This window comes from Streptomyces sp. NPDC041205, from assembly GCF_055591765.1.
The window spans coordinates 541,603-568,450 of record NZ_JBVIZH010000004.1 but is presented as its reverse complement, the minus strand read 5'-3'; the positions used below and the strand labels follow the sequence as shown (position 1 = coordinate 568,450).

Sequence of the window (26,848 nt, the reverse complement as noted above, 5' to 3'; positions counted from 1 at the left end):
TCGACCCATCCAACGACGTTCACGAGGTTCTTCATGTCCAACGCCAGGCAAGAGCACCCGGACAGCAGCACGACGTTGACCGACGAGGAACTACGCACGCTGGACGCCCACTGGCGGGCCGCCAACTACTTGGCGGTCGGCCAGATCTACCTGCTCGCCAATCCCCTGCTCACCGAGCCGCTGCGGCCCGAGCACATCAAGCCGCGGCTGCTCGGACACTGGGGCACATCGCCCGGACTCAATCTGGTCCACACGCACCTCAACCGCGTGATCAAGGAGCGCGGCCAGGACGCCTTGTGCATCTGGGGGCCCGGTCACGGTGGGCCGGCCGTCCTCGCCAACTCCTGGCTCGAAGGCAGCTACAGCCAGACGTACCCCGATGTGACCCGGGACGCGGTGGGCATGGAGCGGCTGTTCCGGCAGTTCTCCTTCCCGGGCGGAGTGCCGAGCCATGTCGCCCCGGAGACCCCGGGCTCGATCCATGAGGGCGGCGAACTCGGCTACGCACTCTCCCACGCCTACGGCGCCGCGCTCGACAACCCCCAGCTCCTTGTCACCTGCGTGATCGGCGACGGCGAGGCGGAGACGGGACCGCTGGCCGCCTCCTGGCACTCCAACAAGTTCCTCGACCCCGTGTACGACGGCGCGGTCCTGCCGGTCCTGCACCTCAACGGCTACAAGATCGCCAACCCCACGGTGCTGTCCCGGCTCCCGGAGGCCGAACTCGACGAGCTGCTGCGGGGATACGGCCACGCCCCGCTCCACGTCACGGGCCACGATCCGCTCCAGGTCCACCGGGACATGGCTCAGGCCATGGACACCGCCCTGGACCGCATCACCGAAATCCAGCGCACGGCACGCCGGGAGGGCGGGATCGACCGGCCGCTGTGGCCCGTGATCGTGCTGCGCACCCCCAAGGGCTGGACCGGGCCCGCCGAGGTCGACGGGCTGCCGGTGGAGGGCACGTGGCGCTCCCACCAGGTCCCGCTGTCCGGCGTCCGCGACAACGGGGAGCACCTGCGGCAGCTTGAGGAGTGGATGCGGTCGTACCGGCCCGAGGAACTCTTCGACGAACAGGGGCGGCCGCGGGCGCAGGTCCTCGCCTGTGTCCCCGAGGGCGCGCGGCGCCTTGGCTCCACCCCGCACGCCAACGGCGGACTGCTCCTGCGGGACCTTCCGGTACCGCCCCTGGAGAAGTACGCCGTCGCCGTGAACAAGCCCGGCGCGAGCCTGCACGAGCCCACCCGCGTGCTCGGCGACCTCCTCGAACACGTCATGTCGGCGACGAGCGAGCGGCGCGATTTCCGCATCGTCGGCCCCGACGAGACCGCCTCCAACCGTCTCCAGGCGGTCTACGCCGCCAGCGGCAAGGCCTGGCAGGCCGAGATGCTGCCCGTGGACGAGCACCTCGACCGGCACGGCCGGGTCATGGAGATCCTCTCCGAGCACACCTGTCAGGGCTGGCTCGAGGGCTATCTGCTCACCGGCCGACATGGTCTGTTCTCCTGCTACGAGGCGTTCGTGCACATCGTCGACTCGATGGTCAACCAGCACATCAAGTGGCTGCGGGTCACCCGTCGGCTGCCGTGGCGCGCGCCCATCGCCTCACTCAACTACCTGCTGACCTCGCACGTGTGGCGCCAGGACCACAACGGCTTCTCCCACCAGGACCCCGGCTTCGTCGACCACGTCCTCAACAAGAGCCCCGAGGTCGTACGCGTCTATCTCCCGCCGGACACCAACACCCTGCTGTCCGTGGCCGACCACACCCTGCGCAGCCGCGACTACGTGAACGTGATCGTCGCGGGGAAGCAGCCCTGTTTCGACTGGCTGACGTTGGACCAGGCGCGTGCCCACTGCGCCCGCGGCGCGGGGATCTGGGCCTGGGCCGGAACCGAGAACAGCTCACGGGAACCGGACGTGGTGCTCGCCGGCGCGGGCGACGTACCCACCCAGGAGGTGCTGGCCGCGGCACAGCTGCTCCGCCAGCATCTGCCGGAGCTCGCCGTACGGGTCGTCAACGTCGTCGACCTGGCCCGCCTGCTGCCCGCCGAGGAACATCCGCACGGCATGCCCGCCGCCCAGTACGACGCCCTGTTCACCCAGGACAAGCCGGTCATCTTCGCGTACCACGGCTATCCCTGGCTGATCCACCGCCTCGCCTACCGCCGCAACGGCCACCACAACCTGCACGTGCGCGGCTACAAGGAGATCGGCACCACCACGACGCCCTTCGACATGGTGGTCCGCAACGACATGGACCGCTACCGCCTGGTGATGGACGTCATCGACCGTGTTCCCGGCCTCGCCGTCCGCGCCGCCGACGTACGGCAGTCGATGGAGGACACCCGGCTGCGCCACCACGCCTGGATCCGCGAACACGGCACCGATCTCCCCGAGGTCGCCGACTGGACCTGGACCGCCTGACGTGCCCCGGCCCGCACGGGAGTGCACCTCCATGAGCGCGAGCGCCGGCCTCGGCTCCGGGGACCGCCGATGAGCTCCGGTCCCGTCCGGGCCGCCGTTCCCCGCGCGCTGCGGGGCACGGCGGCCGTCGTCCTCGACACCGACGGCGTCATCACCGATTCGGCGCGGGTGCACGCCGCCGCGTGGAAGACGGCCTTCGACGCCCACCTGCGCGACCGGCAGGTCCACCAGCGCCCCTTCGACGCCCATGACGACTATCTGCGGTACGTCGACGGCAAGTCACGTCTCGACGGCGCACGGGCCTTCCTGGAGTCCCGCAAGCTCGCCCCCGCCGAAGACGACGTGCGGGCCGTAGCCGCCCACAAAGAGCAGCTCTTCACCGAGCGGCTGCGTCGGCACGGCATCGACGCCTACCCCGGCACGGTCCGGCTGCTGCGCGTCCTGCGGTCGGCGGGGCTTCCGCTGGCCGCCGCGTCGGCGTCCCGGCACGCTCCGGAACTCCTCGGCCACGCGGGGGTACGGGACCTCTTCGACACCCTGGTCGACGGTGCCGAGGCCGCCCGCCTGAACCTGCCCGGCAAGCCCGATCCCGCCCTGTTCCTGGAGGCCGCCCGCCGCCTGGGCGTCCCCGCCGCCCGCACCGCCGTCGTCGAGGACGCCCTCGCCGGCGTGGAGGCAGGACGGCGCGGCGGCTTCGGCCTGGTCGTCGGCGTGGACCGGGCCGACACCCCGCAGACCCGTGCCGCGCTCCTGGAACACGGCGCGGACCTCGTGGTGAGCGACCTCGACGACCTGCTCGCACCGGAGGACTGAGCATGCCCGACGAGACCCACTCGACCGACTTCCCCGACCGCGCCGACTGGACCTGGGAGTACGAGGGCTACGACCCCGCGCAGGAACGGCTCCGCGAGTCCCTGTGCACCCTCGGCAACGGCTATTTCGCCACACGCGGCGCCGCCCCCGAGTGCGCCGCCGGCGCCGTCCACTACCCCGGCACGTACGCCGCGGGCTGCTACAACCGGCTGCCGTCCGAGGTGGCCGGGCGCTCGATCCAGAACGAGGACATGGTCAACCTGCCCAACTGGCTGCCGCTGCGCTTCCGTACCGGCGCGGGCGAATGGCTGGCCCCCGACACGCACAAGCTCCTCGACCACCGTCTGAGCCTCGACCTGCGCTCCGGCATCCTCACCCGCACCCTGCGCTACGAAGACGAAGACGGCCGCCGTCTGGCGGTGCGTCAACTGCGCCTCGCGCACATGGCGGACCCTCATCTGGCGCTGCTGCGCACCGAGTTCACCGCGGAAGGCTGGTCCGGGGACCTCGACGTCGAAGCGGCGCTCGACGGGACGGTCACCAACGCCGGCGTCGAGCGCTACCGGCGACTGGCCGCACGCCATCTCACGCACGCGCACACCGGCGCCTCGGACGACAGGGCCACGGTGTGGTTGCGCTGTCGCACCACGACGTCCGACATCCGCGTCGGCCTGGCCGCCCGGACCACCACCGACGCCCCGGCGAGGATCTCCGTCGCGCACGACGACGGGCGGGCCGTCCAGCGACTGCTGCTCCGCCTCACCGACGGCCGGACCGTGACCCTCGACAAGACCGTCGCGCTGCACACCTCGCGCGACCCGGCCATCAGCGACCCGCTGCACGCCGCCATCGACCGGGTGGGCCGCGCGCCCGACGCCACCGCTCTGATCGCCTCGCACCGCACCGCCTGGCGACAGCTGTGGCGCAACGCCGAGCTGGACGTCCCCGACAGCACGGGTCCGGTGCTGCGGCTGCACCTCTTCCACGTCCTGCAGACCCTCTCCCCGCACACGGCCGACCTGGACGTCGGCGTCCCGGCCCGCGGCCTGCACGGAGAGGCCTACCGGGGCCACGTGTTCTGGGACGAGCTGTTCATCCTGCCCTACCTCAACCTGCACCTGCCCGAGGTCTCACGGGCCCTGCTCACCTACCGCCACCGCCGTCTGGAGCGGGCCTGCTTCGCCGCCCGCGACGCCGGGCACAGCGGCGCCATGTACCCGTGGCAGAGCGGCAGCGACGGCCGCGAGGAGACGCAGCAACTCCATCTCAATCCGCGCTCGGGCCGTTGGCTGGACGACCACTCCCGCCTCCAGCACCACGTCGGCTCGGCCGTCGCGTACAACGTGTGGCAGTACTGCGAGGCCAGTGGCGACAGCGAGTTCTTGCACACCAAGGGCGCCGAGATGCTGGCGCAGATCGCCCGGTTCTGGGCCGGGCTCGCCACGTACGACAAGACGCTCGGCCGCTACCGCATCCGCCGGGTGGTCGGCCCCGACGAGTACCACGAGGCTTATCCGGGATCCTCGCACCCCGGCCTCGACGACAACGCCTACACGAACGTCACCGCCGCCTGGGTGCTGGCCCGGGCCCTCGACGTGCTCCGCGGCCTGCCCGAACCGCGTCGCCGGGACCTCGCCGAGCGCATCTCCCTCGCCGCCGGTGAACTCGACGCCTGGGAGGACGTGTCACGGAAGCTGTACGTGCCCTTCCACGGCGGCGTCATCAGCCAGTTCGAGGGCTACGGCGAGCTGGCCGAGCTCGACTGGGCGGCGTACCGGGCGCGTTACGGCGACATCCGGCGCCTGGACCGGATCCTGGAGGCCGAGGGCGACAGCGTCAACAGCTATCAGGCGTCCAAGCAGGCCGACGTCCTGATGCTCGGCTACCTCTTCGGGCCGGGCGAACTCCAGGGCCTCTTCCGGCGGTTGGGGTACGCGCTGGACGACGCCACATGGCAGCGCACCGTCGACCACTACCTGGCCCGCACCAGCCACGGTTCCACTCTCAGCAGCCTCGTCCACGGCTGGGTCCTGGCCCGCGCCCGGCGCACCGACGCCTGGACCTATGTCCAGGAGGCGCTGGCCGGGGACATCGCCGATCTGCAGGGCGGCACCACCGGGGAGGGCATCCACCTCGGCGCCATGGCCGGCACGCTCGACCTCGTCCAGCGCGGGCTGACCGGCCTTGAGACCCGCGGCGGGGCGCTGCGCCTGGACCCCGTACCACTGCCGGAGCTGTCCGAGTACGGCTTCGCGATCCGCTACCGGGGGCACTGGGGTGTCCGGCTGCGGCTGAGCGCGGGACAGCTGCGGATCACCGTGCCGGAGTCCGACCGGGACCCGATCGACATCGCGCTCGCCGATCGCACCGTGCCCGTGGCGCCCGGGGAGTCGTGCACCCTCGCCCTCACGGGCCGGCAAAGGGCGTGGACGGGGTGAGCCCGTCCACGCCCTTCACCCCGGCTTCGAGTGCCCACGGCTTCCGGGTCAGCGCAGCCAGCGGTTGCGACGGACCACGGGGAGCCTCGCCCACAGCCCGCCGACGCCCAGGGTGTCGCCGGAGGAGGCCGCCGCGAGGGCTATCAGTGCCACGGCGTAGATGAGGTGGTACTCCACCAGGGGGTTCGTGGACATGCTCGCTCCGCCGTCGGAGAGGTGCTTGGCGGGCGGCCATTCGGCCATCCACATCAGGGCCATCATGAGCGTGCCGGCCAGTGCGGCGAGACGCAGGGCGATGCCGCTGACCAGGGCGACTCCGATACCGAGCAGGCCGAGCATGAACAGCCAGTCGGCCCAGGCGTCACCGGCCCAGGAGTGGAACGTGGACTCCAGCGGGCCGGCCGCCACACCGCTCAGAAACGCCTTGGTCGGCGAACCGCCGTCGATCCACCCCTTGCCCGACGGGGTGGCGTAGCCGAAGCCGAAGGCCTTGTCGAGGAACGCCCACAGGAAGACGAACCCGGTCAGCAGGCGAAGCGAGGCGAAGGCGTAGTCCCGCGCGGTGTGCGCCTCGGCGCGGTGCGTCACCACGGGCTCGGTCGAGTCGCGCCGGGTCCTGCGCGACGACGGCAGGTGGAATCCCGGGCTGCGGTGCGGGTGGTCGTGCACGGCCATGGTGATGCCCTTCCGGTGAGCGGTGCTCTCGGTTCCTGACGTCGCCCACTCTTCTCGTCCGGGACGGTGTGCGCCGGATGCCGAAGGGCCGTCACTGTGATCCCGGTCGGCCCCCGCGTGCGGGACCGACCGGACCCGTGGGGAAGGACCGCACCGCCGGGTCCGCGGGGACTGGAAAGCAGGTCACGGCACGTCCGACGACGGTGCCGATCCGCGCTTCGGTACCGAACGGCCCGCAACGGAGCCATTGGGCCCTTGGGCTGCGGCGCGGCTCGGGAACATCATGGAAGTGGCGAGTGCTCACACCCCTTCTGGAGGCACCCCATGAACCAGCCCCCCATGCCGAGCACGCTCAAGACGCTGCCCCCGGCGGACCGGCAGCGGCTGATGGACATCGCCCGCGAGGTGTCGTTCCCGCAGGGCACCCGGCTCTTCGAGGAGGGCGGGCACGCCGACCGGTTCTGGATCATCCGTACCGGTACCGTCGCGCTGGATCTGCACGTTCCGGGCCGTCGCGAGGCCGTCATCGAGTCCCTCGGCCACGGCCAGCTCATCGGCTGGTCCTGGCTGTTCGCCCCGTACGTCTGGCACCTGGGCGGCGAGGCGACGGCGCCTGTACGGGCCTACGAGTTCGACGCGTCCGTCGTGCGGACGATGTCCCAGGAGGACGCGGACTTCGGCCGGCACGTCGCCGAGTGGGTGGGAGGGGTCGTCGCCCACCGGCTGCACTCGACACGCACGCGGCTCCTCGACCTGTACGCCCCGTACGGCAGCGGCAACACCCTGTGACCGTCTGCGCTCCGGACCTCAGCGAGGAGTGACCGGTATGCACGGCACCCCACACATCGTGGGGGACGTCATGGCGCGATGCGCCTTCGCCGTGCGGCGCGCGACGTCCTTCAGAGAGATCGTCCGGATCATGCGGGACGGGCAGGTGAGCGCCCTACCGGTGCTGGGCGGCGGCCGCCGCGTCACCGGAGTCGTGTCCGCGACCGACCTCCTGCCCAAGCAGGCGTTCCGCGAGAGCCCCGACCGCGGCGAGCGGCCGCGGCGGCTCGCCGCCACCACCAAGGCCGACGGCACGACCGCCGGGGACCTGATGACCTCGCCGGCCGTCACCGTGGGCACCGACACGACGCTGGCCGAAGCCGCGCGGACCATGACGCAGGAAAGGGTCAAGCACCTTCCGGTCGTCGACGGACAAGGCTTCCTGGTGGGCATCGTGAGCCGTGCGGATCTGCTGAAGGTGTTCCTGCGCGACGACGAGGAGATCGCGGAGGAGGTCCGCCGCGAGGTGGTGTCCTACCTCTTCCCCGGCCCCCGCTCATCCGTGTGGGTCGAGGTGCACGGCGGGATCGTCACGGTCAGGGGACGCGTCGGGGATCCGGACCTGATTCCGGCGGCCGCCCGGCTTGCCCGGGCGGTGGAGGGTGTCGTGGACGTGGAATTCGCGCTCACCGAGGATGGTGGGGCCGGTCGGCCCTAGTGCGCCGAAGGCCGGGCGGGCGATGATCGTCGCGACGGACAGCCCGCAGTCCGTCGTTCTCCGGGGAGTAGGGGTCGACATGAACGAGGCACGCACCTTCACCGAGTCACACCCGATCCGCGTCTTCCTGCTGGACGACCACGAGGTCGTCCGACGCGGCCTGTCCGACCTTCTGGAGGCCGAGCCGGACATCTCGGTGGTGGGGGACGCCGACACCGTCGAACAGGCGCTCACGCGAGGTCCCGCTGTGCGCCCGCACGTGGCGGTCCTCGACGTCCGCCTTCCGGACGGTGACGGTGTGACCGTCTGCCGGGAGCTGCGCAGTCGGATGCCGGAGCTTGCCTGCCTGATGCTGACGTCCTTCGACGACGAGGACGCCCTCCTCGACGCCATCATGGCCGGAGCCGCGGGATACGTACTCAAGCAGATCAAGGGGTCCGACCTCGTCTCGGCGGTACGCACGGTTGCCTCGGGACAGTCGATGCTCGATCCGGCGACGACCGCCCGTCTGATGCGTTCCTTGCGCGCCGAGCCCGGCGCCACCCCGGCCGTCGCTCCCGAGCTGGCCGACCTCTCGTCCCGGGAGCGCGACATCCTCGCGCTCATCGGGGAAGGGCTCACCAACCGGGAGATCGGCAAACGGCTGTATCTGTCGGAGAAGACCGTCAAGAACCACATCTCCCGGCTCCTGGCCAAGCTCGGCGTGCACCGCCGCGTACAGGCCGCGGTCCTCGCCTCGCAACTGCAACAGTCGGAGCCCCGGCGACCGCCCGCGAAGTGACGCCGCGGGGCCGTACGGCACCACCCGAGGTCGAATGGCCCCTCCCCCACCGTCGGCTGCGGACGCAAGGCTGGATCTGCGCTCACCGCATCGCCCCGCCGAATCGCCGGTACGGGCGGGGAGGAGTTCCTGATGGGTCCTGCCGTGCTGGACGCGTCCACGCTCGAAACCCTGGTCGCCTCGGCCGTGGCCGCACCTTCGATCCACAACAGCCAGCCCTGGCGCTTCCGGCTCGATCCGGATGAAGTCGCTCTGGAGATCCGTGCGGTGGAGCGGCACGGGCTGCGCCACATCGATCCGCAGGGCCGGGCCCTGCACCTGTCCGTCGGCTGTGCGGTCTTCAACCTCCGCGTGGCGGTGGCGCACTTCGGCTGGGCCCCGGTTGCCCGGCTGCTGCCCCGGCCCGCCGAACCGGACCTGCTGGCCGTCGTCCCCCTCTCCAGCGCCGCCACGGGCGGGCCGACGCGCCTGTCGGCTCTCTACGACGATCTGTGGCGCCGGCACAGCAGCCGGTTCCCCTTCTCCGGGCGGCCGCTGCCCCGCGCGTTGCTGGGCGAACTCGCCGCGGCCGCGCACGCGGAGGGCGCTCTGCTCACCCACCCAGGTCCAGCCGAGACCGACCGTCTCCTCCAGCTCACGCGTGAGGCGGAGCGCCTCACCACCGCCGACGCCGACCGGGCCGCGGAGAGCCGCCGCCTGGTGCACGGCATCGACGGCACGGGCCTCGGCATCCCGCCCGCGGCCCTGGGGCGGCAGGACGCCCGCGAGCGGATTCCGATGCGGGACTTCGGCGCCCACCGGCATCCGACCGTGCTCGTCAGCCGGCCCTTCGAGAAGCGCCCTTCGATCTCCGTGCTGTCCACCGTCCACGACCGGCGGGTGGACTGGCTACGGGCCGGACAAGCACTTGAACGCGTCCTGTTGGTGGCCACTGCCCACAACGTCCGCGCTTCGTTGCTGCACCAGGCACTGGAGTGGCCGGAACTGCGGGAGCGTCTGGCAGGCGAACAGGGCAGCCGTCCGGAGCACGCTCACATGGTGATCCGCCTCGGGTACGGCCCGCAGGGGCCACCGTCGCCACGCCTCACGGCGCGCCAAGTGCTCGACGACAGCGGACCCGGCAGGTACTCAAGCCCTTCCTGAACGCGTCGGCACGCGCCACAGCAGCTGTGTCCCACCGTCTCCGGACCGGTCCCCCAGCGTCAGCTCCCCGCCGAGCGTGCGGGCTCGGTCCGCCATGTTGGCCAGCCCGCTCCGGGCGACGCCGCCCGGAATGCCGCAGCCGTTGTCCGCGACGGTGAGGGTCAACTCGTCGCCGGTGCACCTCAGATGGATGTCCACGGATGACGCCTTCGCGTGCCGGGCGACGTTGCTGAGTGCCTCGCTGAGGACCGCGAGCGTGTGGTCGGCGACGTCCGCCGGCACGTCGGTTTCGACGAGGCCGTCGATCCGCAGCGCGGGAGCGAATCCGAGCGACGTCGTCGCGGTGCTGACCATCTCCGCGACGCGGGCCCGCAGGCCCCCGTCGTCGGCTGCTCCGTCACCGTGCGTACGCAGGCCGAAGATGGTGGATCGGATGATCTTGATGGTGTCGTCGAGGTCGTCGACGGTGCGTGACAGCCGCTCGACGGCCTGCGGATGGTCCACGAACCGCTGAGCGCTCTGCAACGTCATCCCCGCGGCGAACAGCCGTTGAATGGCCAGGTCGTGCAAGTCGCGGGCGATCCGGTCGCGGTCCTGCAGGAGGGCGACCTGTTCGGCGTCCTGACGCCGCTCGGCGAGTTCGAGCGCCAGCGCCGCCTGTCCCGCGAAGCCGAGCAAGGGCCCGGTGTCGGCGCCGGAGAACGGTGTCTTCCCAGCCGTCCGCCCGAGCAGCAGCACGCCACGGGCCCTTTCGCCGGCGCCGAGCGGCACGGCCACGACCGGGCCGAGCCCGGCCCACTCCGCGGCGTCCGCGCTGGTGCGGGGGTCATGACGGATGTCGGGGCTCACCACGGGCTCGGACGTGGTGAGGGCCGCACCGACGAAACCGTTCCGGGCGGAGAGCCGGAGGCCGCTGCGCCGCTCGGCGTCCGCGCCGGCGGCGAGCAGCGGCCGCAGCTCCTTGGCGCTGGCCACGTACTCCGCGATCATCCCCACGTCGGCCGAGACGATGCCGCGGGCCTGTTCGACGATCAGTTCCAGTACCTCCGCGCCGGGTGCCCCGGACAGCAGGGTGCTGGTCACCTCCGCGCTTGCCCGCAGCCAGCGCTCGCGCAGCCGGGCCTCCTCGTACAACCGCGCGTTCTCGATCGCGACACCCGCTGCCACCGCAAGGGTGGAGAGCACCGCCTCGTCCTCGGCATCGAACTCGGTGGCACCCCTCTTCTCCGTGAGGTACAGGTTCCCGAAGACTTGGTCGCGCACCCGGATGGGGACACCCAGGAACGAATGCATCGGCGGGTGTTCCGCCGGAAAACCGTGGGACGCGGGATGCTCGGAAAGCTCCGGAAGGCGCAACGGCTGCGGATGCCGGATCAGTTCGCCGAGGATTCCATGCCCGCTGGGCAGATCACCGATCCGTGCGCGCTTCTCGTCGTCGATGCCGACCGTCAGGAACTGCACGAGCCTGCTGTCGTCGCCGATCACTCCGAGCGCACCGTACTCGGCGTCCACCAGAACGACCGCGGCCTCGACGATGCGCCGCAGCACTTGCGGCAGCCCGAGCTCCCGGCCCACTGAGAGCACCGCCTCCAGCAGGCTGTGCACCCGGTCCTGCGTGCCGCGTGCCGCGTCGATCCGCGCCTGCAGCTCGTCCAGCAGATCGTCCAGCCGCAGCTTGGGCAGGTGCTGGTCGGGTCCCATGTGCGCTTCCCCACTCACCGCTACCTCCGACCGGATCCTGCAGCCAAAGTGCGGCTCGGCAGCCACGCTCCTTTCTCTCACCGTACCGGTCGACCAGCCCCTACGAGAGGATTCGCATACAGGTAGTGGTCACGTTGGCCAAGACCTGTTGCCAACGCCCAGGATCGGGCGTCGGCATCCGGCCAGGTCTTGCCCTGGGACTTCGCTGGAGCCACCGTCAGGGCTCGGCGGCCGACGAGCTACGAGTGCGGCACGACCGCCACGGGACATGTCGCATGGTGGATCACGTGATGGGTCACGGGCCCGGTCTGCGGGCCGATGTGCGGGCGTTCCCGCGCCCGCCTGCCGACGACGAGCAGCCCGGCCCCGGTTGCGGCGTCCAGCAGCATGGGCGCGGAGCGCCCCTTCTCGACGGTCTCCGTGACGGCGACATCAGGGTGCTTCAGACGCCACGGCTGCAGGACGGTGTCGACGAACCCCGCCCACTCCTGCGCCCGTTTCGGCTGCTCCGCCAGGGCGATCTCGCCGGAGCCGATGCTCGCGGGCGACGGATCGCTCCACGCGTGCACCACGTGCAACGGCGCACGGCGCACAAGGGCCGAGGAGAAGGCGAACTCGATGACCTCGTCGCATGGTTCACTCACGTCGACGCCCAGGACGACGACGCCATCCGGCTGCCGTTCCCCGGCTCGTACGAGCACAGTCGGGCAGGTGGTCCGTGCGACGACGCTCTGGGCGACGGACCCGACGAGCAGCCCCGTGACCGCACCCCGACCTCGTGAGCCCAGCACCGTCATGACGGCGCCGTCCCCCGCCCGGAGCAGAGCCGCCGTCGCAGGCCCTTCGGCGTGTTTGCCGGTCAACCGCACCGACGGACACACCGACCGCACCTGCTCCTCGGCCTCGTCCAGGATCTCCCGGGCGCGGCGCCGCGCGACGACGCCCGCCGGCCCCGGCTCCTCCGGCCGTGGGCCCCCCGCATGGATCAAGTGCAGCCGGGCATCGCGGAGGACGGCCTCCGCCGCCGCCCACCGGGCCGCGGCGAGGCTCTCGGGCGACCCGTCCACGCCGCTGCACAGTGTCCGTTCCATGGCACGCGCCTCCTCAGTCGCCACCTACAGCCGTTCGGCCACGTACATGGTCAGGTCGAGCAGTCGGTTGGTGTATCCCCATTCGTTGTCGTACCAGCCGAAGACCTTCACCAGGTCACCGTGGGCCTGCGTGAGGGCGGGGTCGAACACGCAGGAGGCCGGGTCGCCGATGACGTCGCGAGAGACGATCGGGGCCCGTGACACCCGCAGGACGCCGGACAGTTCACCGGCGGCTGCCTCGTCGAACGCCGCGTTGATCTCCTCGGCGGTCGTCTTGCTCCGCAGCACCACGGTGAGGTCGGTCAGTGACCCGTCCTCCACGGGCACGCGCAGCGCGAGTCCGTTCAGTGCCCCGTCGAGGTCGGGCACGATGGCGCCGACGGCGCGGGCCGCGCCCGTGCTGGTGGGGATGATGCTGAGCGCCGCCGAGCGGGCCCGGCGGAGGTCCTTGTGCGGGCCGTCCAGCAGTGCCTGGTCGTTGGTGTAGCCGTGCACAGTGGTCATCAGGCCGCGGACGATGCCGAAGCGGTCGTGCAGGACCTTCACCATCGGGACGACGCAGTTGGTGGTACAGGAGGCGGCGGAGACGATCTGGTGCCGTGCGGGGTCGTACGTGTCGTGGTTGACGCCCATGACGACGGTGGCGTCAACTCCCTTGCCGGGGGCGGAGAGCAGCACCTTGCGGGCGCCCCCCTTGAGGTGCAGGGCCGCCGCGTCGCGGTCGCGGAACCGGCCCGTGGATTCGACGACCACGTCCACGCGTTCCGTGCGCCAGTCCAGGGCGGCCGGGTCGCGTTCCGCCGTGACCGCGACGCGGTGTCCGCCCACGGTGATCGACGAGTCGTCGTGCAGGATGTCTTCCCGGAGCCTGCCGTACGTCGAGTCGTACTCCAGCAGGTGCGCCATCGTTCCCACCGGGGCGATGTCGTTGACGGCGACGACCTCGACGTCCCAGCCGCGCTCCAGGGCGCAGCGCAGGTAGGTGCGGCCGATGCGGCCGAATCCGTTGATGCCTACGCGGACGGTCATGTGCGGCTCCTTGGGGTCGTGGTGGCCGTGAGGTCCACGGCTCGTCGTCGGGTGAACCGTGCTTCGTGGATCGTCTGGGGGCGGCTCATGCGTGCGCGACAACGGCGATGGGGCAACTGACGTGCTGGATGGCCATGCGCGTGACGTGACCCGTGTGTCCGGCCGGCGCGCCCCGGCGCATCTCGCGGCCGAGGACGAGGAGGCCCGCGTGTTCCGCGGCTCGCAGCACGGCGTGGACGGGGCGGGTGTGCTCCGCCTCCGCGTGGACGCTGATGTCGGGGTACTTGTCGCGCCATGGGTCGAGCACGCTGTCCAGGGCCCACTCGGCGTCCCACCGGCCCGGCACGTCCCCGTGTTCGTCCGGGCGGACGTGGGTGTGGGGAAGCCTCCAGGCGTACACGGCGTGCAGCGGCGCGGCACGGTGCCACGCGGCCTCGAAGGCGAAGTCGAGCAACGCGTCGCAGTCGTGGGCCAGGTCGAGGGCCAGTGCCACCGGTCGGTACGGCGTGCCGACCGAGGTCAGCCCGTCGCTGTTCGGCACGTGCTCGTCGACGGCGGTGAAGCCCTCGCGCACCAGGACGACCGGCGTCCGCGCGCGGGCCACCACGGCCGTGGCGACCGACCCCGCGAGGAGGCCGCCCAGACCGCCGAAACCCTGACTGCCCAGGACCAGCAACTCCGCGGACTCCGCCTCGGCCACGAGCGCCGGCACCGGCAGCCGCCCGATCGGCTCGGCGGTCAGACACACATCGGGGCACTGAGCGCGCACCTGGTCCACGACACCGTGCAGGATCGCTCGCGCACGGCTCTGCGGAACCTTCAACTCCGGCAGGCTCACCGGTTCCGTGTCCTTCGGCATCCCTTCCCAGGCGTGCACCAGACGCAGCGGGAGACCGCGGCGTACCGCCTCGCGAGCCGCCCACTGCGCGGCACAAACGCTCTCACGTGAGCCGTCAAGGCCCACCACGATCGGTCGGACCATCGTCGTCACCCCCTCTTGTGTCACAAGCGTCGCGCGGTCGAGGTCGGGTGTGCAGGGGCCGCCCGGCCCCTGCCTGAGGCCTTTCGGCGCCGCAGTCGGCCCCGCACTGGGGTATGGCGGCAACCCGCGTGCGCACGCCGTGGCGGCCGACCATCGCGTCGGCAGGCCCATGTGTGCGGCACCACCGCGACCGGGCACGCGACATGGTGCGAAAGCGCGTGGTTCGCCGCGCCCGGTTGCATGCCGAGGTGTCCCTTGCGGCGGCGAGCGTCGACCACGAACAGGTCGGCGGAGGCCGGCGCCGCCGGCAGCGCGGTCCGGGCATCTCCTTCGACGGCGTGACCGCGCACACGCACGGTCGGGTCGTCGACCACGATGTCACGCAGCGCTCGGGGACGTCCGGCGCCAGGCGCGTCTGAGCTGCGCGCGGGACGCCGATGCGGACATGTACGTGATGGCCCGTGTCGGCTTCGCGATCACTCAGGTCGACGAGGCCGAGGCCCGCCGCGCTCTGGACGTGCTGCGGACGATGGCGGACGCGGTCGAGGGCGAGCCCGGGGAGACCTTGCCGTGAGGGCCGTTCGGCCCGGATCGGGGCGCCGGTCGGCCACTGCCCGGCATCGGTGTCCGGCACGACCCTGAAGACGTCAACCGACCGAACACGAGCGCGAGGTACACGATGACCGGCAGCGCAGCTTCCCGCTCTCCCGCACCTCGGCCCGCACCCGCCACGGCCCCCGACCCCGCGCACGCCCTGCTCGCCGACGGCACCACCATCCTCATACGCCCCGCCGAGCCGGCCGATCACGACGCGGTGCTGCGCCTGTACGCGGACATGTCGCCGGAGCACCTGCGGCTGCGGTTCTTCGTCGCGAGCCACCGGTCGGCCGAGCAAGCGGCGGCCCGCGTGTCCGGCCGTGCCGTGCCGGTCGGTTCGCGGAACGTGCGGCCGGAAGGTTCCGGGTACCGCGCGCTGCTCGCCGAGCACGACGGCCGCCTCGTCGGGATCGCCGAGTACGAGACCACGAACGACGACTCCACCGACACGGGCGTCGTCACGGCCGACATCGCCCTGGCCGTCAACGACCACTGGCACCACCGCGGCATCGGCACCCTGCTCCTGGAGCACCTGGTGTCCGCGGCGCGCGCCGCCGGAATCACCGCGTTCACCGCCGACGCGCTCGCCGAGAACCACGAGATCCTCAGGGTCTTCGCGGACCTCGGTCTGAGCACCGCACGGCGCTTCGAGGGCACCGAGGTGCGGTGCGTCGTCCAACTGACCCAGACCGACACCTACTTGACGTCCGTGGACTTCCGCGGCCGCACCGCCGATGTGGCGAGCCTGCGGCCGCTGCTGCGCCCCGAGTCGGTCGCCGTCATCGGCGCGGGCCGCAAGCCGGGCTCGGTCGGCCGGGCCGTGCTGCGCAACCTGTGCACCGGCGGCTTCACCGGCCGCCTGTTCGCCGTCAACCCGAACGCCGCCACCGTCCTCGGCGTCCACACCCACCCCGATGTCGCCTCCTTGCCGCAGGTTCCGGAACTCGCGGTGCTCGCCGTGCCCCCGGCCCAGGTGCCGACGGCCGCCGAGGAGTGCGGCAAGCTCGGCGTGGCCGCCCTGGTCACCGTCTCCGCCGGGCTCGACGCCGATCAGGCGCGGGCGCTGCTCGACGTCTGCCGGGCCCACGGGATGCGCCTGGTCGGCCCCAACTGCCTCGGCGTCGCCAACGCGGAACCGGACGTGCGCCTGGACGCCACGTTCGCCGCCGCCCACCCGCACCCCGGGACGGCGGGGGTCGCCGTGCAGTCCGGGGGCGTGGGCATCGCGCTGCTCAGCGGGCTGGCCCGACTGGGCGTGGGGGTGTCGAGCTTCGTTTCGCTGGGCGACAAGTACGACGTCAGCGGCAACGACCTGCTCCAGTGGTGGGAATGTGACGGGCGCACCGACCTGGCGCTGCTGCACCTGGAGTCGTTCGGCAATCCGCGCGCCTTCGCGCGCACCGCACGGCGCGTCACCCGGCGCATGCCCATCCTGACGGTCGACGCGGGCCGTACCGAGGCCGGGCGGGCGGCGGCCGCATCGCACACGTCGGCCGCCGCCACTCCCACCATGACGCGCCGGGCCCTTTTCAGGCAGGCCGGCATCACGGCCACCCGGTCGGTCGGTGAACTCCTGGAAGCCGCCGCCCTGTTGCACAGCCAGCCGCTGCCCTCAGGGGCCCGCGTCGCCGTGGTGACCAACGCGGGCGGAGCCGGGGTACTCGCCGCTGACGCCTGCACCGAAGCGGGGCTCACGCTGCCGCCGCTCGGCACCGACCTCATCGACGACGTCCTGGCCGTCCTGCCCGAAGGGGCCACCGCCACCAACCCCGTCGACGCCACCGCCGCGGTCAGCGAGGAGCAACTGCGCGCCTGCATACGGCTTCTCACCGCGAGCGGCCGCGTCGACACGGTCCTGGTGGCACTCGTGCCCACCGCGGTCGCCGCGGCGACGGGCGACGCGCTGGTCCGGTCCCTCACCCACACCCCGGACCGCCGTCGCGACCGGCCGGTCGTCGCGGTCCTGCTCGACCAGGATCTGCCGGTGCGCCTGCTGCCCGCCGAGGACGGCACGGTGCCCGCCTACGCCGACCCGCAGGCGGCCGCCCGCGCGCTCGCCCACGCCGCCGCACGCACCCGGTGGCTCGCCCGTCCGCCCGGCACCGTGCCCGAGCTCGACGACATCGACGCACCCCGTGCGCACGCGACGGTCGAGGCCCATCTGAACCAGCACCCGGAGGGCGGCTGGCTCGGCCCGCGCGAGTGCGCCGCGCTCCTCGACGCCTACGGCATCCGCCAACTGCCCTGGGCCTGGGCCGAGACCGAGGACGACGCGGTACTCGCGGCCGAACGCCTCAAGGGCCCCGACGGGCTCGTCGTGCTCAAGGCCCACTGGCCCGGCCTGCTGCACAAGAGCCAGGAACACGCACTCCACCTCGACCTGCGCGGTGACGCACAGGTCCGCGCCGCCTACCGGGACTTCGAGGTGCGCTTCGGCCACCTGATGACCGGCGTGGTGGTGCAGCCGCTCGCCCCACGTGGCGTGGAGCTCTTCGCCGGCGTCGTCCAGGACGAGATCTTCGGCCCCCTGGTGCTGTTCGGGCACGGCGGCACCGCCACCGAAGTGCTCGCCGACCACGCGGCCCGTCTGGCACCCCTCACCGACCACGACGTCCACGACCTCATCACCGCGCCCCGCTGCGCCCCGCTGCTCTTCGGAAGCGGAGGCGGCGGACCGGTCGACCTGGAAGGCATCGAGCAACTGCTGCTGCGGCTCTCACGACTGGCGAGCGACCTGCCGCAGCTCGCCGAGGCCGACCTCAATCCGGTCCTCGCCCGGCCGGAGCGCATCACCGCGCTGGACGTACGCGTGCGCGTACTGCCGCGCCGGGCCCAGGACCCCTATCTGCGACAACTGCGACGGCTCCGCTGAAGCCGCCGAGGACACCGAGCGCGCCGAGGAGGCGAAGGCAATGAAGCACCGCAAGGTCGGCACCGTCATGGCCACCGAAGTCGTCCAGGCCACGTACGAGACTCCCTTCAAGGAGGTCGCCCGGCTCCTGGACCGGCACCGCATCAGCGGACTTCCCGTCGTGGACAGCGAGCAGTACGTCATCGGGGTGCTCTCCGAGACGGACCTCATGGCCCGTCAGGCGGAGGCCGAGGCCCCGTACACACCCGCGCCGTCCGTCCGCTGGCGGAAACTGCTCCCCGGCGCGCGCAAGCGGAAGGCCAAGGCCCACGCCCGTACCGCGGGACAACTGATGTCCCAGCCCGCCGTGACCGTGCACGCCGAGGACACCATCGCCGAGGCCGCCCGCACGATGGCCAGGCATCGCGTCGAGCGGCTGCCCGTCGTGGACGAGGAGGAACGTCTCGTCGGTATCGTCACCCGCCGTGACCTGCTTCAGGTGTTCCTGCGGCCCGACGTGGAGATCCGCCGCGACGTCGTCGAAGAGGTCCTCGTACAGACCCTGTGGCTCGCGCCGCAGACCATCGCCGTGGAGGTCCTCGACGGCGTGGTGACGCTGCGCGGACAGCTCGAGCGGCTCAGCGACATCCCCATCGCCGTCCGGATGACCCGGCAGATCGACGGCGTGGTCGCGGTCGTCGACAAGCTCACCTATCGCCTGGACGACTCCCACCTGCGGCCCTCGGAGGAGGCGCTGCACGGCGTCGCCGACGACTGGCTGCGCAAACTGTGAGAGGGGTAGGGCCATGCCACACACGGTCCTGGTCGCCTACGGGTCGACCTATGGATCCACCGCCGAGCTGGCTCACACCGTCGGCGCTGTGCTCGACAAGGCCGGGCTGGCAGCCGACGTGCGGCCGGCCGGGGAGGTGCGGGATCTCTCCCCGTACGACGCCGTGGTGCTCGGCGGCGCGCTGTACTCCGGGCGCTGGCAGCGTGACGCGCGGCGCTTCGCGCGGCGACACCGGCGCGCGCTGTCCCGGCGCCCGCTGTGGCTCTTCAGCAGTGGCCCGCTGGACTCCTCGGCGTCGCGGCGGGACCTTCCGCCGCCGCCCTCCGTGCGACGCGTCGCACGCAGGCTCGGCGCCGAGCGGCATGTCACCTTCGGCGGGTGTCTCGACGAGCGGGCCCGCGGCCGGGTCGCCCGGATGATCGTGCGATCCGGCAGGGGCGGCGACTTCCGCGACTTCGACGCCGTGTCGGCGTGGGCGAGCGGGATCGCTCGGGAGGTCGGCCCCCGCGTGGACACCGGAGACTGACGCCATGCCGTGCCGGGTTCCGTGGTGGCGGCTGCGCCGCAGTCCGCTGCGGCGCCGCTCGGACGTGATCGAGGCGTGGACGGTGCTCGTCGTCGGCGTCGTGCTGTTCGTGGGCGCTCCCGCCGCAGGGGTCGTCGCCGGTGCGCTCGCGCACCGCGACGGCGTCGCGGCCGCCAGGGCGGAGCGGGCGGACCGGCATCGGGTCTCGGCCGTGCTCACCGCGAACGCCCCGCCCATGGTGCCCACCGCCGACGGGACGGTGCCCCTGTACCGGGTGCCGGCCCGCTGGGCGGCGTCCGACGGCACCCCGCGCACCGGCGACGCGTTGACACCGGCCGGCAGTCGGCGCGGGGAGCGCGTCGCGGTGTGGCTCGACGCCCGCGGCCGGGTCGCCGAGGCTCCGCTCGACGCCGGCGAAGTCGCGCTGCGCGTCGTCGGCGCGTCCACCGCCGCTGCGGCCGGGGCCGCGCTGACGGCGCTGATCGCCCTGCACACGGTGCGCACGGTCCTCGACAGGCGCCGTATGGCCGCGTGGGACGACGAGTGGCAGAAGACCGGACCGGAGTGGGGAAGCCGCAGGGCCTGATCCCACGGGCCGAGGCGGTCGCGTCGGCCGCCTCGATCCGCACGCAATGCACCGGGCGGACCGGACCGACCCGCGTCGCCAGTGGTCCTGCCCACTCGCCGGTCCCCGCGGAGGATCCACCTTCCGTTACGTGCGGAGCGGATGCTGCCCTCGCGCCTCCCGTCGTGACATCCCGCGGGCCACCAACGCGACGAGGAGCCACCGGCCACGCTCCGGCACGGCCCGACGGCCCGTCCGTGGATCCGTCCGGCCCGGGTTCGTGCCAGGCGGTCCTGCGACCGGCCCGAACGGCCCCTGTCGAGCCGGGCCCGCTCCCCCGACTCTGGTCATGTGCGAGCTGCCCGGCGCCTGACGACGGGACCTGCGAACCACACATGGCGAGGAGAACTCCATGACCGCAACCGGAGCCACCGCGGTGCTCGACCGGGTAGGGCTCGACGCCCTGGTGGCCGCGCTGGTGGCGGACGGCCGCACGGTCGTGGACCCCACGGTCCGCGACGGCGTCGTCGTCCTGGCCGAGCTGACGTACGCCGACGAGCTGCCGTACGGCTGGGGCGTCGAACCATACGCCGGGCATGACCGGCTGACACCCCGCGAGGACGGCGCCGCGTTCGCGCCCAGCGCCGGACCGCAGTCGTGGAAGGCCTTCCTGTACCCGCGGCGCGAGCATCTGCGGAGCGCCCGGGCGGGGTCCGACGGCGTCCCGGTGTTCACCGAGGCTCGCCCCGCGCCGCGTACGTACGCGTTGCTCGGGGTCCGCCCCTGCGATCTGCGGGCCATCGCGATGCAGGGTCGCGTCCTGGCGGGCGGCCACTACCCGGATCACGGCTGTCGGCAGCGCCGGAGGGGGGCGCTGCCGACAGCCGCGGAGTGCACCGGGCCCGGCGCGACCTGCTTCTGCGTGTCGACCGGTGGCGCCTCCGCGGCCGACGGCGACTTCGACCTGGCGCTCACCGAAGTCGTCGCCGACAACGGTCACCGCTTCGTCGTCCGTGTGGGCAGCGCGGAAGGAGCACGCCTGCTCGACGGCGTACCGCACCGGCCGGCGGACCTGAGGACCGAGGCCGTGGCGCGCGGAGCGGTTGCGGCGGCCAGGCAGCGCATGAGCCGCTCGTTACCGCCGCTCGCCCCGCGGCCGCTGATGGGCGAGAGCCTGACGGCCGCCCGCTGGCACGACACCGCCGCGCGCTGCCCGAACTGCGCCAACCGCACCATGGTCTGCCCCACCCGCTTCTGCACCACCACCGAGCACGTCACCGGCCTCACCGGGCACCACACCGAGTGGTGGCAGCGCTGGAACTCCTGTTTCGACCTCGGCTTCTCCCACCTCCACGGCGGTCCGGTCCGCGCCTCTTCTCGCAGCCACCACCGGCACTGGCTCAACCACAAACTCTCCTCCTGGCACGACCAGTTCGCGAGCGGCGGCGGCTGTGGGGGCTGCGGGCGCCGCATCGCGGGGTGCCCGGCCGGGATCGACGTCACCGAGGAGGTCGCCGCACTGGCCGCCGAACGCGACGCGTCGGCCTGCGACCAGCACACCGCGTACGACGACAGGTCGGCGCACCACGACAGGGGGCCACAGCCATGAACACCACGACCACGACCACCATCACGATGACGCAGGCCCTGCCGCCGACGCACCGCGCCCGTCTGCTGCGCATCGCCCGCGAGGTCGACATCCCCGAGGGCACCCGGCTGTTCGAAGAAGGCACCCGCGCCGACCGGTTCTGGATCGTCCGCACCGGCACCGTCACTCTCGACATGCGTGTGCCGGGGCGTCGGCCACCGGTGATCGAGACCATCGGCTCCGACGAACTGGTCGGCTGGTCCTGGCTGTTCCCGCCGTACGTGTGGCAGCTCGGCGCCGAGGCGACGACGCCCGTGAGCGCCTACGAGTTCGACGCGACAGCGGTTCGGTTCATGTGCGAGCACGACCCCCACCTCGGTTCGGCCGTTGGCCAGTGGGTCGGCAAGGTCCTCGCACACAGGCTGCAGTCGGCACGCACCCGGCTTCTCGACGTGTACGCGCCCTACGGCAGTGGCAGTGCATGATGACCACCAAGCCGTCCACCGCGGCACCACCCGCCCCGAAGGCACCGCGAGCGGAGCCCCGGTTGCCCGTGCCGTACCGATTGATCGCCCGTCGGCCGGAGACACCCGACGCGGTCACCCTGCGCCTCGATCCCGCGGCCGAGGCCCTGACGGACTGCGTGCCGGGCCAGTTCGCGATGGCGCGTTGCTTCGGCCGCGGCGAGATCCCTGTCCCCGTGAGCTCCATTGCCACCACCGGCGGTCTTGCCCACCCTGTGCGCGGCGTGGGCGCGGTCTCCGAGGGTCTGTGCGCGGCGCGGGCCGGTGGTGTCCTGGGGCTGCGGGGCCCGTACGGCACCGGCTGGAAGCCGGAACGCGCGCTCGGCCACGACGTGATCGTGGTGGCCGGCGGCATCGGCCTCACGCCGCTCCGTCCTCGTACGGGCCGTGGAGATCGTCTGTGCGGTCGGCGAGGCGCTGCGCGTCATCGAGACGTACGAACCGCCGTCCCGCCCCTTCGTCGAGGTGCCGCCCGTCGCGGGCACGGGGCGACCGAAGCCCCACGTGGACTGCTCCACCACCGCTACGCCCTGGCCGCCGATGGCACCGTCACCGACTCCCTGCTCGTCCCGCCGACCGCGCAGAACCAGGGCGCGATCGAGGACGACCCGCGCCGGACGGCGTCACGGGCGACCGCGGGGGCGGACCTCAGCGACGCCGAGCTCACGGACCTGTGCGAGCGGACGATCCGCGACCACGACCCGTGCATCTCCCGCTCCACCCACTTCCTCGACCTCACCGTCGTCCGCGCCAACGGAGGCACCGATGCCTGACGCACCGCACCATCAATCCCCCGCAGCCGAGTCCGCGCACCCGGATCTGCCGCGCGAGGGCTCCCCGTACCACGTGAGCGACGTGATGACCCACACCGTCATCGCCGTCGGCCGGGACGCGTCCTTCAAGGAGATCGTCGAGCTCATCGACACGTGGAAGGTCAGTTCGCTCCCCGTGCTCGAAGGCGAGGGCCGCGTCATAGGCGTCGTCTCCGAGGCGGATCTGCTGCCCAAGGAGGAGTTCCGCGACGTCGACCCGACGCGGTACGACGTGCTGCGGCGCCTGTCCGACATGGCCAAGGCAGGCGCGATCACCGCGGGCGAGCTGATGACCAGTCCGGCCGTGTCCGTGCACGCCGACGCCACGCTGGCCGTGGCCGCGCGCGTCATGGCCCGGCGCCGCGTCAAGCACCTGCCGGTCGTCGACGCCACCGGGCTGCTGCAAGGCGTGGTGAGCCGGAGCGACCTGCTCAAGGTGTTCCTGCGCCCCGACGAGGACATCGCCGCCGAGATAGACCGCAGCGTCCTGTCCTTGCTGCCCCCGCAAGCGCAGGTCGACGTGCGCGTCCATGAGGGCGTCGTCACGCTCGGCGGCACCCTGCGGGACACGGCGCTCGTCCCCGTACTCGCCCGCGCGAGCCGCGCGGTGGAAGGAGTCGTCGACGTCCGCCTCGACCTGAACCAGCCCGCGAACGAGACGTGAAAGTACCTCGACCAGTACCGCGTTCCGGCCCTGGCCCGCCGCCTCCAGGATGAGCTGCGTGCCACCGCCGCCCACCCCTGGCAGGTCACGGGGGGGGTGTGCGGCGGACAGGCCCACCAATCCGGGCCGTGCGCCCCGCACCGGCAACGCCTCCGCGCGGGACGCCCTCAACCGTGTCTTCCGGATCACCGACCGGGCCTGCCGCGGCCTCGGCGCACCGCGGTCCAGTGGGCTCGAACTGCACGCAGGGTAAGCGCGGTTCGACGCGCCGAACTCCTGGAAGACCTCGTGCTTCCTGCGCTCGGCGGCCAGGCGGGCCGGCGGGCCGCCCCTCCCGAGGACGCCGCGCCGCGGACCCTGCCCGAGAGCAGCTCCGCGGTACGCGTCGGCGAAGGCGGGCCGGGGCCCGCCGGCCGGATCCGCCCCCGCACGCTGGTCGGCGCCCGACAGATCCTGGACATGCCGCTGGGTGAACGGCCTCCTCGCATCCGCTGAGCGGAGATGCTTCTTCCAGCTCGGATTGTCGGTGCCGATCCGGCCGGGCGTGTACGTCTGAACAAAGGCCGCGGACCATCGCATTCCCAATGGAGACCGGAATTCCGAATAAACCCGGAATCCGGCCGCTCTCCGGCTTGTTCCAGCCATGCGGGTATCGCTCGTTCTCCCGGGCCCAAGGCAGTGGCAGGATCGGGCTCCTTCGCCGCGCGGGTGGACGACCAGCAGGAGCGATCATGATTGATGAAATCACCACCCCTGCTGAACTGCTGGTGTTTCCACATCTCGATCTGCACGTCGCACTCAATGACACCCCCAAGCTCAAGATCGAGGTTTTCCGCCGCACCTTCACCAATATCAAACCCAGCCCCTTCGCGCTGATTCCCGAAATGCAGAACAGCGCGGTCCACTTCTTCGCCCCGCATCAGCCGACCGGGCAACGGCTCAACAACTGCCCCACGGTGAACCGCGCCAGCGGCATCGTCACGGCGACGACGCCCGGGGTCTATCTGTTCCAGATCACTGTCGGAGTCAACGGCGGCGCGGGCTCCGTGGTGGGCAGGCTCCAGGTGCACGAGCGGATGCTCGACTGGTGGTTCGGGAACGACTCCCTCACGACGGCCCGCGATCTCACGCACGCGCACGCGCAGCCGACGATCTACGCCAGGTTCAGCGAGCACCCGGCAGCCGGCACGGATGCCGTGGGAGACATCACCGGGCACGGATATGTCCCCCTGCGCTCAGCGAATTCCACGAAGGTCGACATCGATCAGCGGGGCAGGCTGCGGGGAAAGGAAGAGTCGGACGTACCGGTGGAGATCAGCGGTACGTTCCTTGACAAGACCAACATCCTTCCGGTGCGGGTGGTCAACTTCGCCCGGCCCCGGTCCACGGTCCGCACGGTACGCCGCCAGGATCTTTCACATCCGGAAGTGAAGTCGAACGTCATCTTCCTTTCGGAGGGATTCGGGCAGCAGGACAGGCAGCAGTTCGACGAGATTGTCGAGCGGACAGTGAGAGCGATGTTCGAGGCGCCCCGGCACGAGCCGTTCGGGCTGCTGCGCGACCATTTCAATGTCTTCCAGTGCTTCGAACCGTCCCAGGAGCGGCTCCACCTCACCATCGGCAACCGTGTCGTGGACAAGCCGGGCACCGGGGTCGACCTCACCCAGTGCCGCATTCCGCACCCGCAACCCCTGCCGGGCGCCCCGGCGAACAGCTACACCCTCCAGGAACTGATCGAGCGCGTGGGCCTGCCGATGCGCAACGAGAGTCGGCCCGTCAACGGGTTCAAGGCTCTGTGGAGCGGCCAGAGCCTGCCCGACTTCGACCCGGCCAGGGTGAACGACCTGCTGATCAAGACCTGGATGGCGCACCAGTCCGAGGGGTTCATGCAGGCCGCGGACACACTGCACGGCTTTTGTCTCGGCAGCCGGTGGGCGGACGGCAGCAGGATCGGCACCGTCGGCAACACGGCGCCGCCGCCGCCCGCGGCCGACGATCCTGCCGACCTCAACCTCAAGCCGTTCATAGCGCGGCTCTACGACTTCTACAAAGCTCCGCCGCTCCAGTCGTTGGGGCTCGACCCGCGCAGGCACGCGCCCGAGCTGTACGCGACGTCGGGCACCACGAACGCCGGGAACTCGGTCCTGGCCTATCTCGACGGTCTGTTCACCGAGGAGCTGCCGTCGCCCAACATCGGAGCGGTCTGGACCCCGGACGACACGAAGTTCAAGCGGAGCCGGGGCCTGGTCGGGGTTCTCGTCCACGACGCGCTCCTGGGCGGTCAGGCGCTCAACAACGGGACGTTGATGGCGACGACCCTGGGCATGCGGAGCCGGGTCGAGTTCACCACGGATCCCAAGGACCCCCCGGGCCGGCCGATCATGCGGCGCGTTCGGCCCCGGCCCGTTCCGCCCGGCAATCGCCACGGCATCGTCGAGTTCGGCCACCTCATCAACACGGTGGTGCACGAGTTCGGCCACAACTTCAGCCTCGGCGACGAGTACGAGGAATCCGGCGGCGACGACGCGAACGCCACCGGATTCCCCCAGGACGTGAAGCTCGACAACCTGGCGAGCATCGGATTCCTGCGGATCCCCGCCACCCCGCCGGGCCGGCGGCTCGACGGCGCCAAAGTGAAGTGGTTCGTCCTGCCCCGGATGCGGGTGTCCGGCAGGCTCCTTGAGGACTCGAAGGCGATCCCCGCCGGTATCGAGATCACCGTGGGAACGACCGGATTCGACAAGTGGGTCAAGGCATGGGCCGACAACGCCACCGTCAGCCTGCAGAACTTCGCCGCGAACGAGTTCAACCGGCAGCTCCCGCTCAAGACCGGCCCCGCGCAGGCGCTCAAGGACCTGCCGTTCGCCGACAGGCCGGACGAGAGCCGCGGCACCTTCGTGCTGCGCACGCCGGGCAGCGTCGGAGTGTTCGCCAAGGACTCACGGGTGTTCGTAACCCTGAAGGACAAGGCGGGCAACGACGAGGCCATCGTCCCCAAACCGGTCCTCGACTTCTTCAACAGCGCCGCCAACCCGCGCAACCACCTGCCGCTGAACCGTGACCGCGACATCACGCGGCCGAGCGGGCAGAAGGAGGCCGACACCGAACTGCCCGTCGCCATCCCGGGGTTCGTGCTGCCGCGCTACCCGTACCAGCTCGTCGGCATCTTCGAAGGCGGAAACCACTTCGCCGGCGGCTACTACCGTGCCTCCGGCGAGTGCAAGATGCGCGGCCAGGACAAGGAACAGAACGTCCACGACCACCGGGGCGAGTTCTGCTTCCTGTGCAAGTGGCTGATCGTCAACCTCGTCGACCCGGCCCAGCACGCCCTGCTCGACACACGGCACTACCCGAGGGCGTGA

General features: G+C 71.7%; 24 protein-coding genes. 19 read left to right on the top strand and 5 right to left on the bottom strand.

The genetic code is table 11. The features are described from left to right. Positions 1-33 precede the first annotated feature (33 nt). The 3 genes from ACZ6BG_RS22285 (at position 34) to ACZ6BG_RS22275 (ending at position 5,678) form a co-directional block, all read left to right on the top strand. Positions 34-2,427 (top strand): phosphoketolase family protein, encoded by a 2,394-nt coding sequence (locus ACZ6BG_RS22285; RefSeq protein ID WP_469004003.1) that lies wholly within the window; start codon positions 34-36, stop codon positions 2,425-2,427. 69 nt (positions 2,428-2,496) lie between these two features. Next, positions 2,497-3,240: an HAD family hydrolase gene (locus tag ACZ6BG_RS22280; RefSeq protein WP_469004000.1), complete on the top strand. Its 744-nt coding sequence runs from the start codon at positions 2,497-2,499 to the stop codon at positions 3,238-3,240. A 2-nt stretch (positions 3,241-3,242) separates the two neighbouring features. Beyond that, complete coding sequence (locus ACZ6BG_RS22275) at positions 3,243-5,678, top strand: glycoside hydrolase family 65 protein (protein ID WP_469003998.1); 2,436 nt, start codon at positions 3,243-3,245, stop codon at positions 5,676-5,678. 48 nt (positions 5,679-5,726) lie between these two features. Here the strand turns inward: ACZ6BG_RS22275 and ACZ6BG_RS22270 are convergent, their stop codons facing one another. Next, a complete protein-coding gene (locus ACZ6BG_RS22270) occupies positions 5,727-6,353 on the bottom strand; it encodes a hypothetical protein (protein WP_469003996.1) in 627 nt (208 codons plus the stop codon). 324 nt (positions 6,354-6,677) lie between these two features. Here ACZ6BG_RS22270 and ACZ6BG_RS22265 point away from each other — a divergent pair, with 324 nt between their 5' ends. The 4 genes from ACZ6BG_RS22265 (at position 6,678) to ACZ6BG_RS22250 (ending at position 9,763) form a co-directional block, all read left to right on the top strand. Beyond that, positions 6,678-7,142 (top strand): cyclic nucleotide-binding domain-containing protein, encoded by a 465-nt coding sequence (locus ACZ6BG_RS22265; protein WP_469003994.1) that lies wholly within the window; start codon positions 6,678-6,680, stop codon positions 7,140-7,142. Positions 7,143-7,179: 37 nt separating this feature from the next. Beyond that, complete coding sequence (locus ACZ6BG_RS22260; protein ID WP_469003992.1) at positions 7,180-7,839, top strand: CBS domain-containing protein; 660 nt, start codon at positions 7,180-7,182, stop codon at positions 7,837-7,839. Positions 7,840-7,918: 79 nt separating this feature from the next. Next, the gene (locus ACZ6BG_RS22255) at positions 7,919-8,620 is read left to right on the top strand and encodes a response regulator (protein WP_469003990.1); all 702 of its coding nucleotides are present in this window, start codon (positions 7,919-7,921) and stop codon (positions 8,618-8,620) included. Positions 8,621-8,752: 132 nt separating this feature from the next. Continuing rightward, on the top strand, positions 8,753-9,763 hold the full coding sequence (locus ACZ6BG_RS22250; RefSeq protein WP_469003988.1) for an Acg family FMN-binding oxidoreductase: 1,011 nt from the start codon (positions 8,753-8,755) through the stop codon (positions 9,761-9,763). Here ACZ6BG_RS22250 and ACZ6BG_RS22245 read toward each other — a convergent pair. From ACZ6BG_RS22245 to ACZ6BG_RS22230, 4 genes are all read right to left on the bottom strand, one after another. Continuing rightward, positions 9,749-11,464, bottom strand: a complete 1,716-nt coding sequence (locus tag ACZ6BG_RS22245; protein WP_469003985.1) for a sensor histidine kinase — start codon at positions 11,462-11,464, stop codon at positions 9,749-9,751. The genes ACZ6BG_RS22250 and ACZ6BG_RS22245 overlap by 15 nt on opposite strands. Before the next feature lie 239 nt (positions 11,465-11,703). Beyond that, a complete protein-coding gene (locus ACZ6BG_RS22240; protein ID WP_469003983.1) occupies positions 11,704-12,555 on the bottom strand; it encodes a universal stress protein in 852 nt (283 codons plus the stop codon). A gap of 24 nt (positions 12,556-12,579) precedes the next feature. After that, a complete protein-coding gene (gene gap, locus ACZ6BG_RS22235) occupies positions 12,580-13,584 on the bottom strand; it encodes a type I glyceraldehyde-3-phosphate dehydrogenase (protein WP_469003981.1) in 1,005 nt (334 codons plus the stop codon). An 85-nt stretch (positions 13,585-13,669) separates the two neighbouring features. Continuing rightward, positions 13,670-14,566 (bottom strand): universal stress protein, encoded by an 897-nt coding sequence (locus ACZ6BG_RS22230; protein WP_469003978.1) that lies wholly within the window; start codon positions 14,564-14,566, stop codon positions 13,670-13,672. A 248-nt stretch (positions 14,567-14,814) separates the two neighbouring features. Here ACZ6BG_RS22230 and ACZ6BG_RS22225 point away from each other — a divergent pair, with 248 nt between their 5' ends. The 12 genes from ACZ6BG_RS22225 (at position 14,815) to ACZ6BG_RS22170 (ending at position 26,848) form a co-directional block, all read left to right on the top strand. Beyond that, the gene (locus ACZ6BG_RS22225) at positions 14,815-14,985 is read left to right on the top strand and encodes a hypothetical protein (protein ID WP_469004157.1); all 171 of its coding nucleotides are present in this window, start codon (positions 14,815-14,817) and stop codon (positions 14,983-14,985) included. Beyond that, positions 14,982-15,140 carry a hypothetical protein gene (locus tag ACZ6BG_RS22220; RefSeq protein ID WP_469004147.1) on the top strand — a complete coding sequence of 53 codons (159 nt, stop codon included), beginning with the start codon at positions 14,982-14,984 and terminating at the stop codon, positions 15,138-15,140. The genes ACZ6BG_RS22225 and ACZ6BG_RS22220 overlap by 4 nt, the downstream gene beginning before the upstream one ends. Before the next feature lie 105 nt (positions 15,141-15,245). After that, positions 15,246-18,035 (top strand): bifunctional acetate--CoA ligase family protein/GNAT family N-acetyltransferase, encoded by a 2,790-nt coding sequence (locus tag ACZ6BG_RS22215; protein ID WP_469003975.1) that lies wholly within the window; start codon positions 15,246-15,248, stop codon positions 18,033-18,035. Between the two features lie 40 nt (positions 18,036-18,075). After that, positions 18,076-18,807, top strand: a complete 732-nt coding sequence (locus ACZ6BG_RS22210; protein WP_469003972.1) for a CBS domain-containing protein — start codon at positions 18,076-18,078, stop codon at positions 18,805-18,807. A gap of 13 nt (positions 18,808-18,820) precedes the next feature. After that, entirely contained in the window at positions 18,821-19,333 is a 513-nt protein-coding gene (locus ACZ6BG_RS22205) for a flavodoxin domain-containing protein (protein ID WP_469003969.1), read from the top strand. Positions 19,334-19,337: 4 nt separating this feature from the next. After that, positions 19,338-19,919 (top strand): Rv1733c family protein, encoded by a 582-nt coding sequence (locus ACZ6BG_RS22200; protein ID WP_469003967.1) that lies wholly within the window; start codon positions 19,338-19,340, stop codon positions 19,917-19,919. A gap of 391 nt (positions 19,920-20,310) precedes the next feature. After that, a complete protein-coding gene (locus tag ACZ6BG_RS22195; protein ID WP_469003965.1) occupies positions 20,311-21,507 on the top strand; it encodes a 4Fe-4S dicluster domain-containing protein in 1,197 nt (398 codons plus the stop codon). After that, entirely contained in the window at positions 21,504-21,971 is a 468-nt protein-coding gene (locus tag ACZ6BG_RS22190) for a Crp/Fnr family transcriptional regulator (protein ID WP_469003963.1), read from the top strand. Before ACZ6BG_RS22195 ends, ACZ6BG_RS22190 begins: the two co-directional genes overlap by 4 nt. Before the next feature lie 68 nt (positions 21,972-22,039). After that, positions 22,040-22,783, top strand: a complete 744-nt coding sequence (locus tag ACZ6BG_RS22185) for a nickel-dependent hydrogenase large subunit (RefSeq protein WP_469003961.1) — start codon at positions 22,040-22,042, stop codon at positions 22,781-22,783. Positions 22,784-22,868: 85 nt separating this feature from the next. Next, a complete protein-coding gene (locus tag ACZ6BG_RS22180; RefSeq protein ID WP_469004144.1) occupies positions 22,869-23,486 on the top strand; it encodes a CBS domain-containing protein in 618 nt (205 codons plus the stop codon). Between the two features lie 288 nt (positions 23,487-23,774). Further along, a complete protein-coding gene (locus tag ACZ6BG_RS22175) occupies positions 23,775-23,981 on the top strand; it encodes a hypothetical protein (protein WP_469003958.1) in 207 nt (68 codons plus the stop codon). Between the two features lie 236 nt (positions 23,982-24,217). After that, the gene (locus ACZ6BG_RS22170) at positions 24,218-26,848 is read left to right on the top strand and encodes a hypothetical protein (RefSeq protein WP_469003956.1); all 2,631 of its coding nucleotides are present in this window, start codon (positions 24,218-24,220) and stop codon (positions 26,846-26,848) included.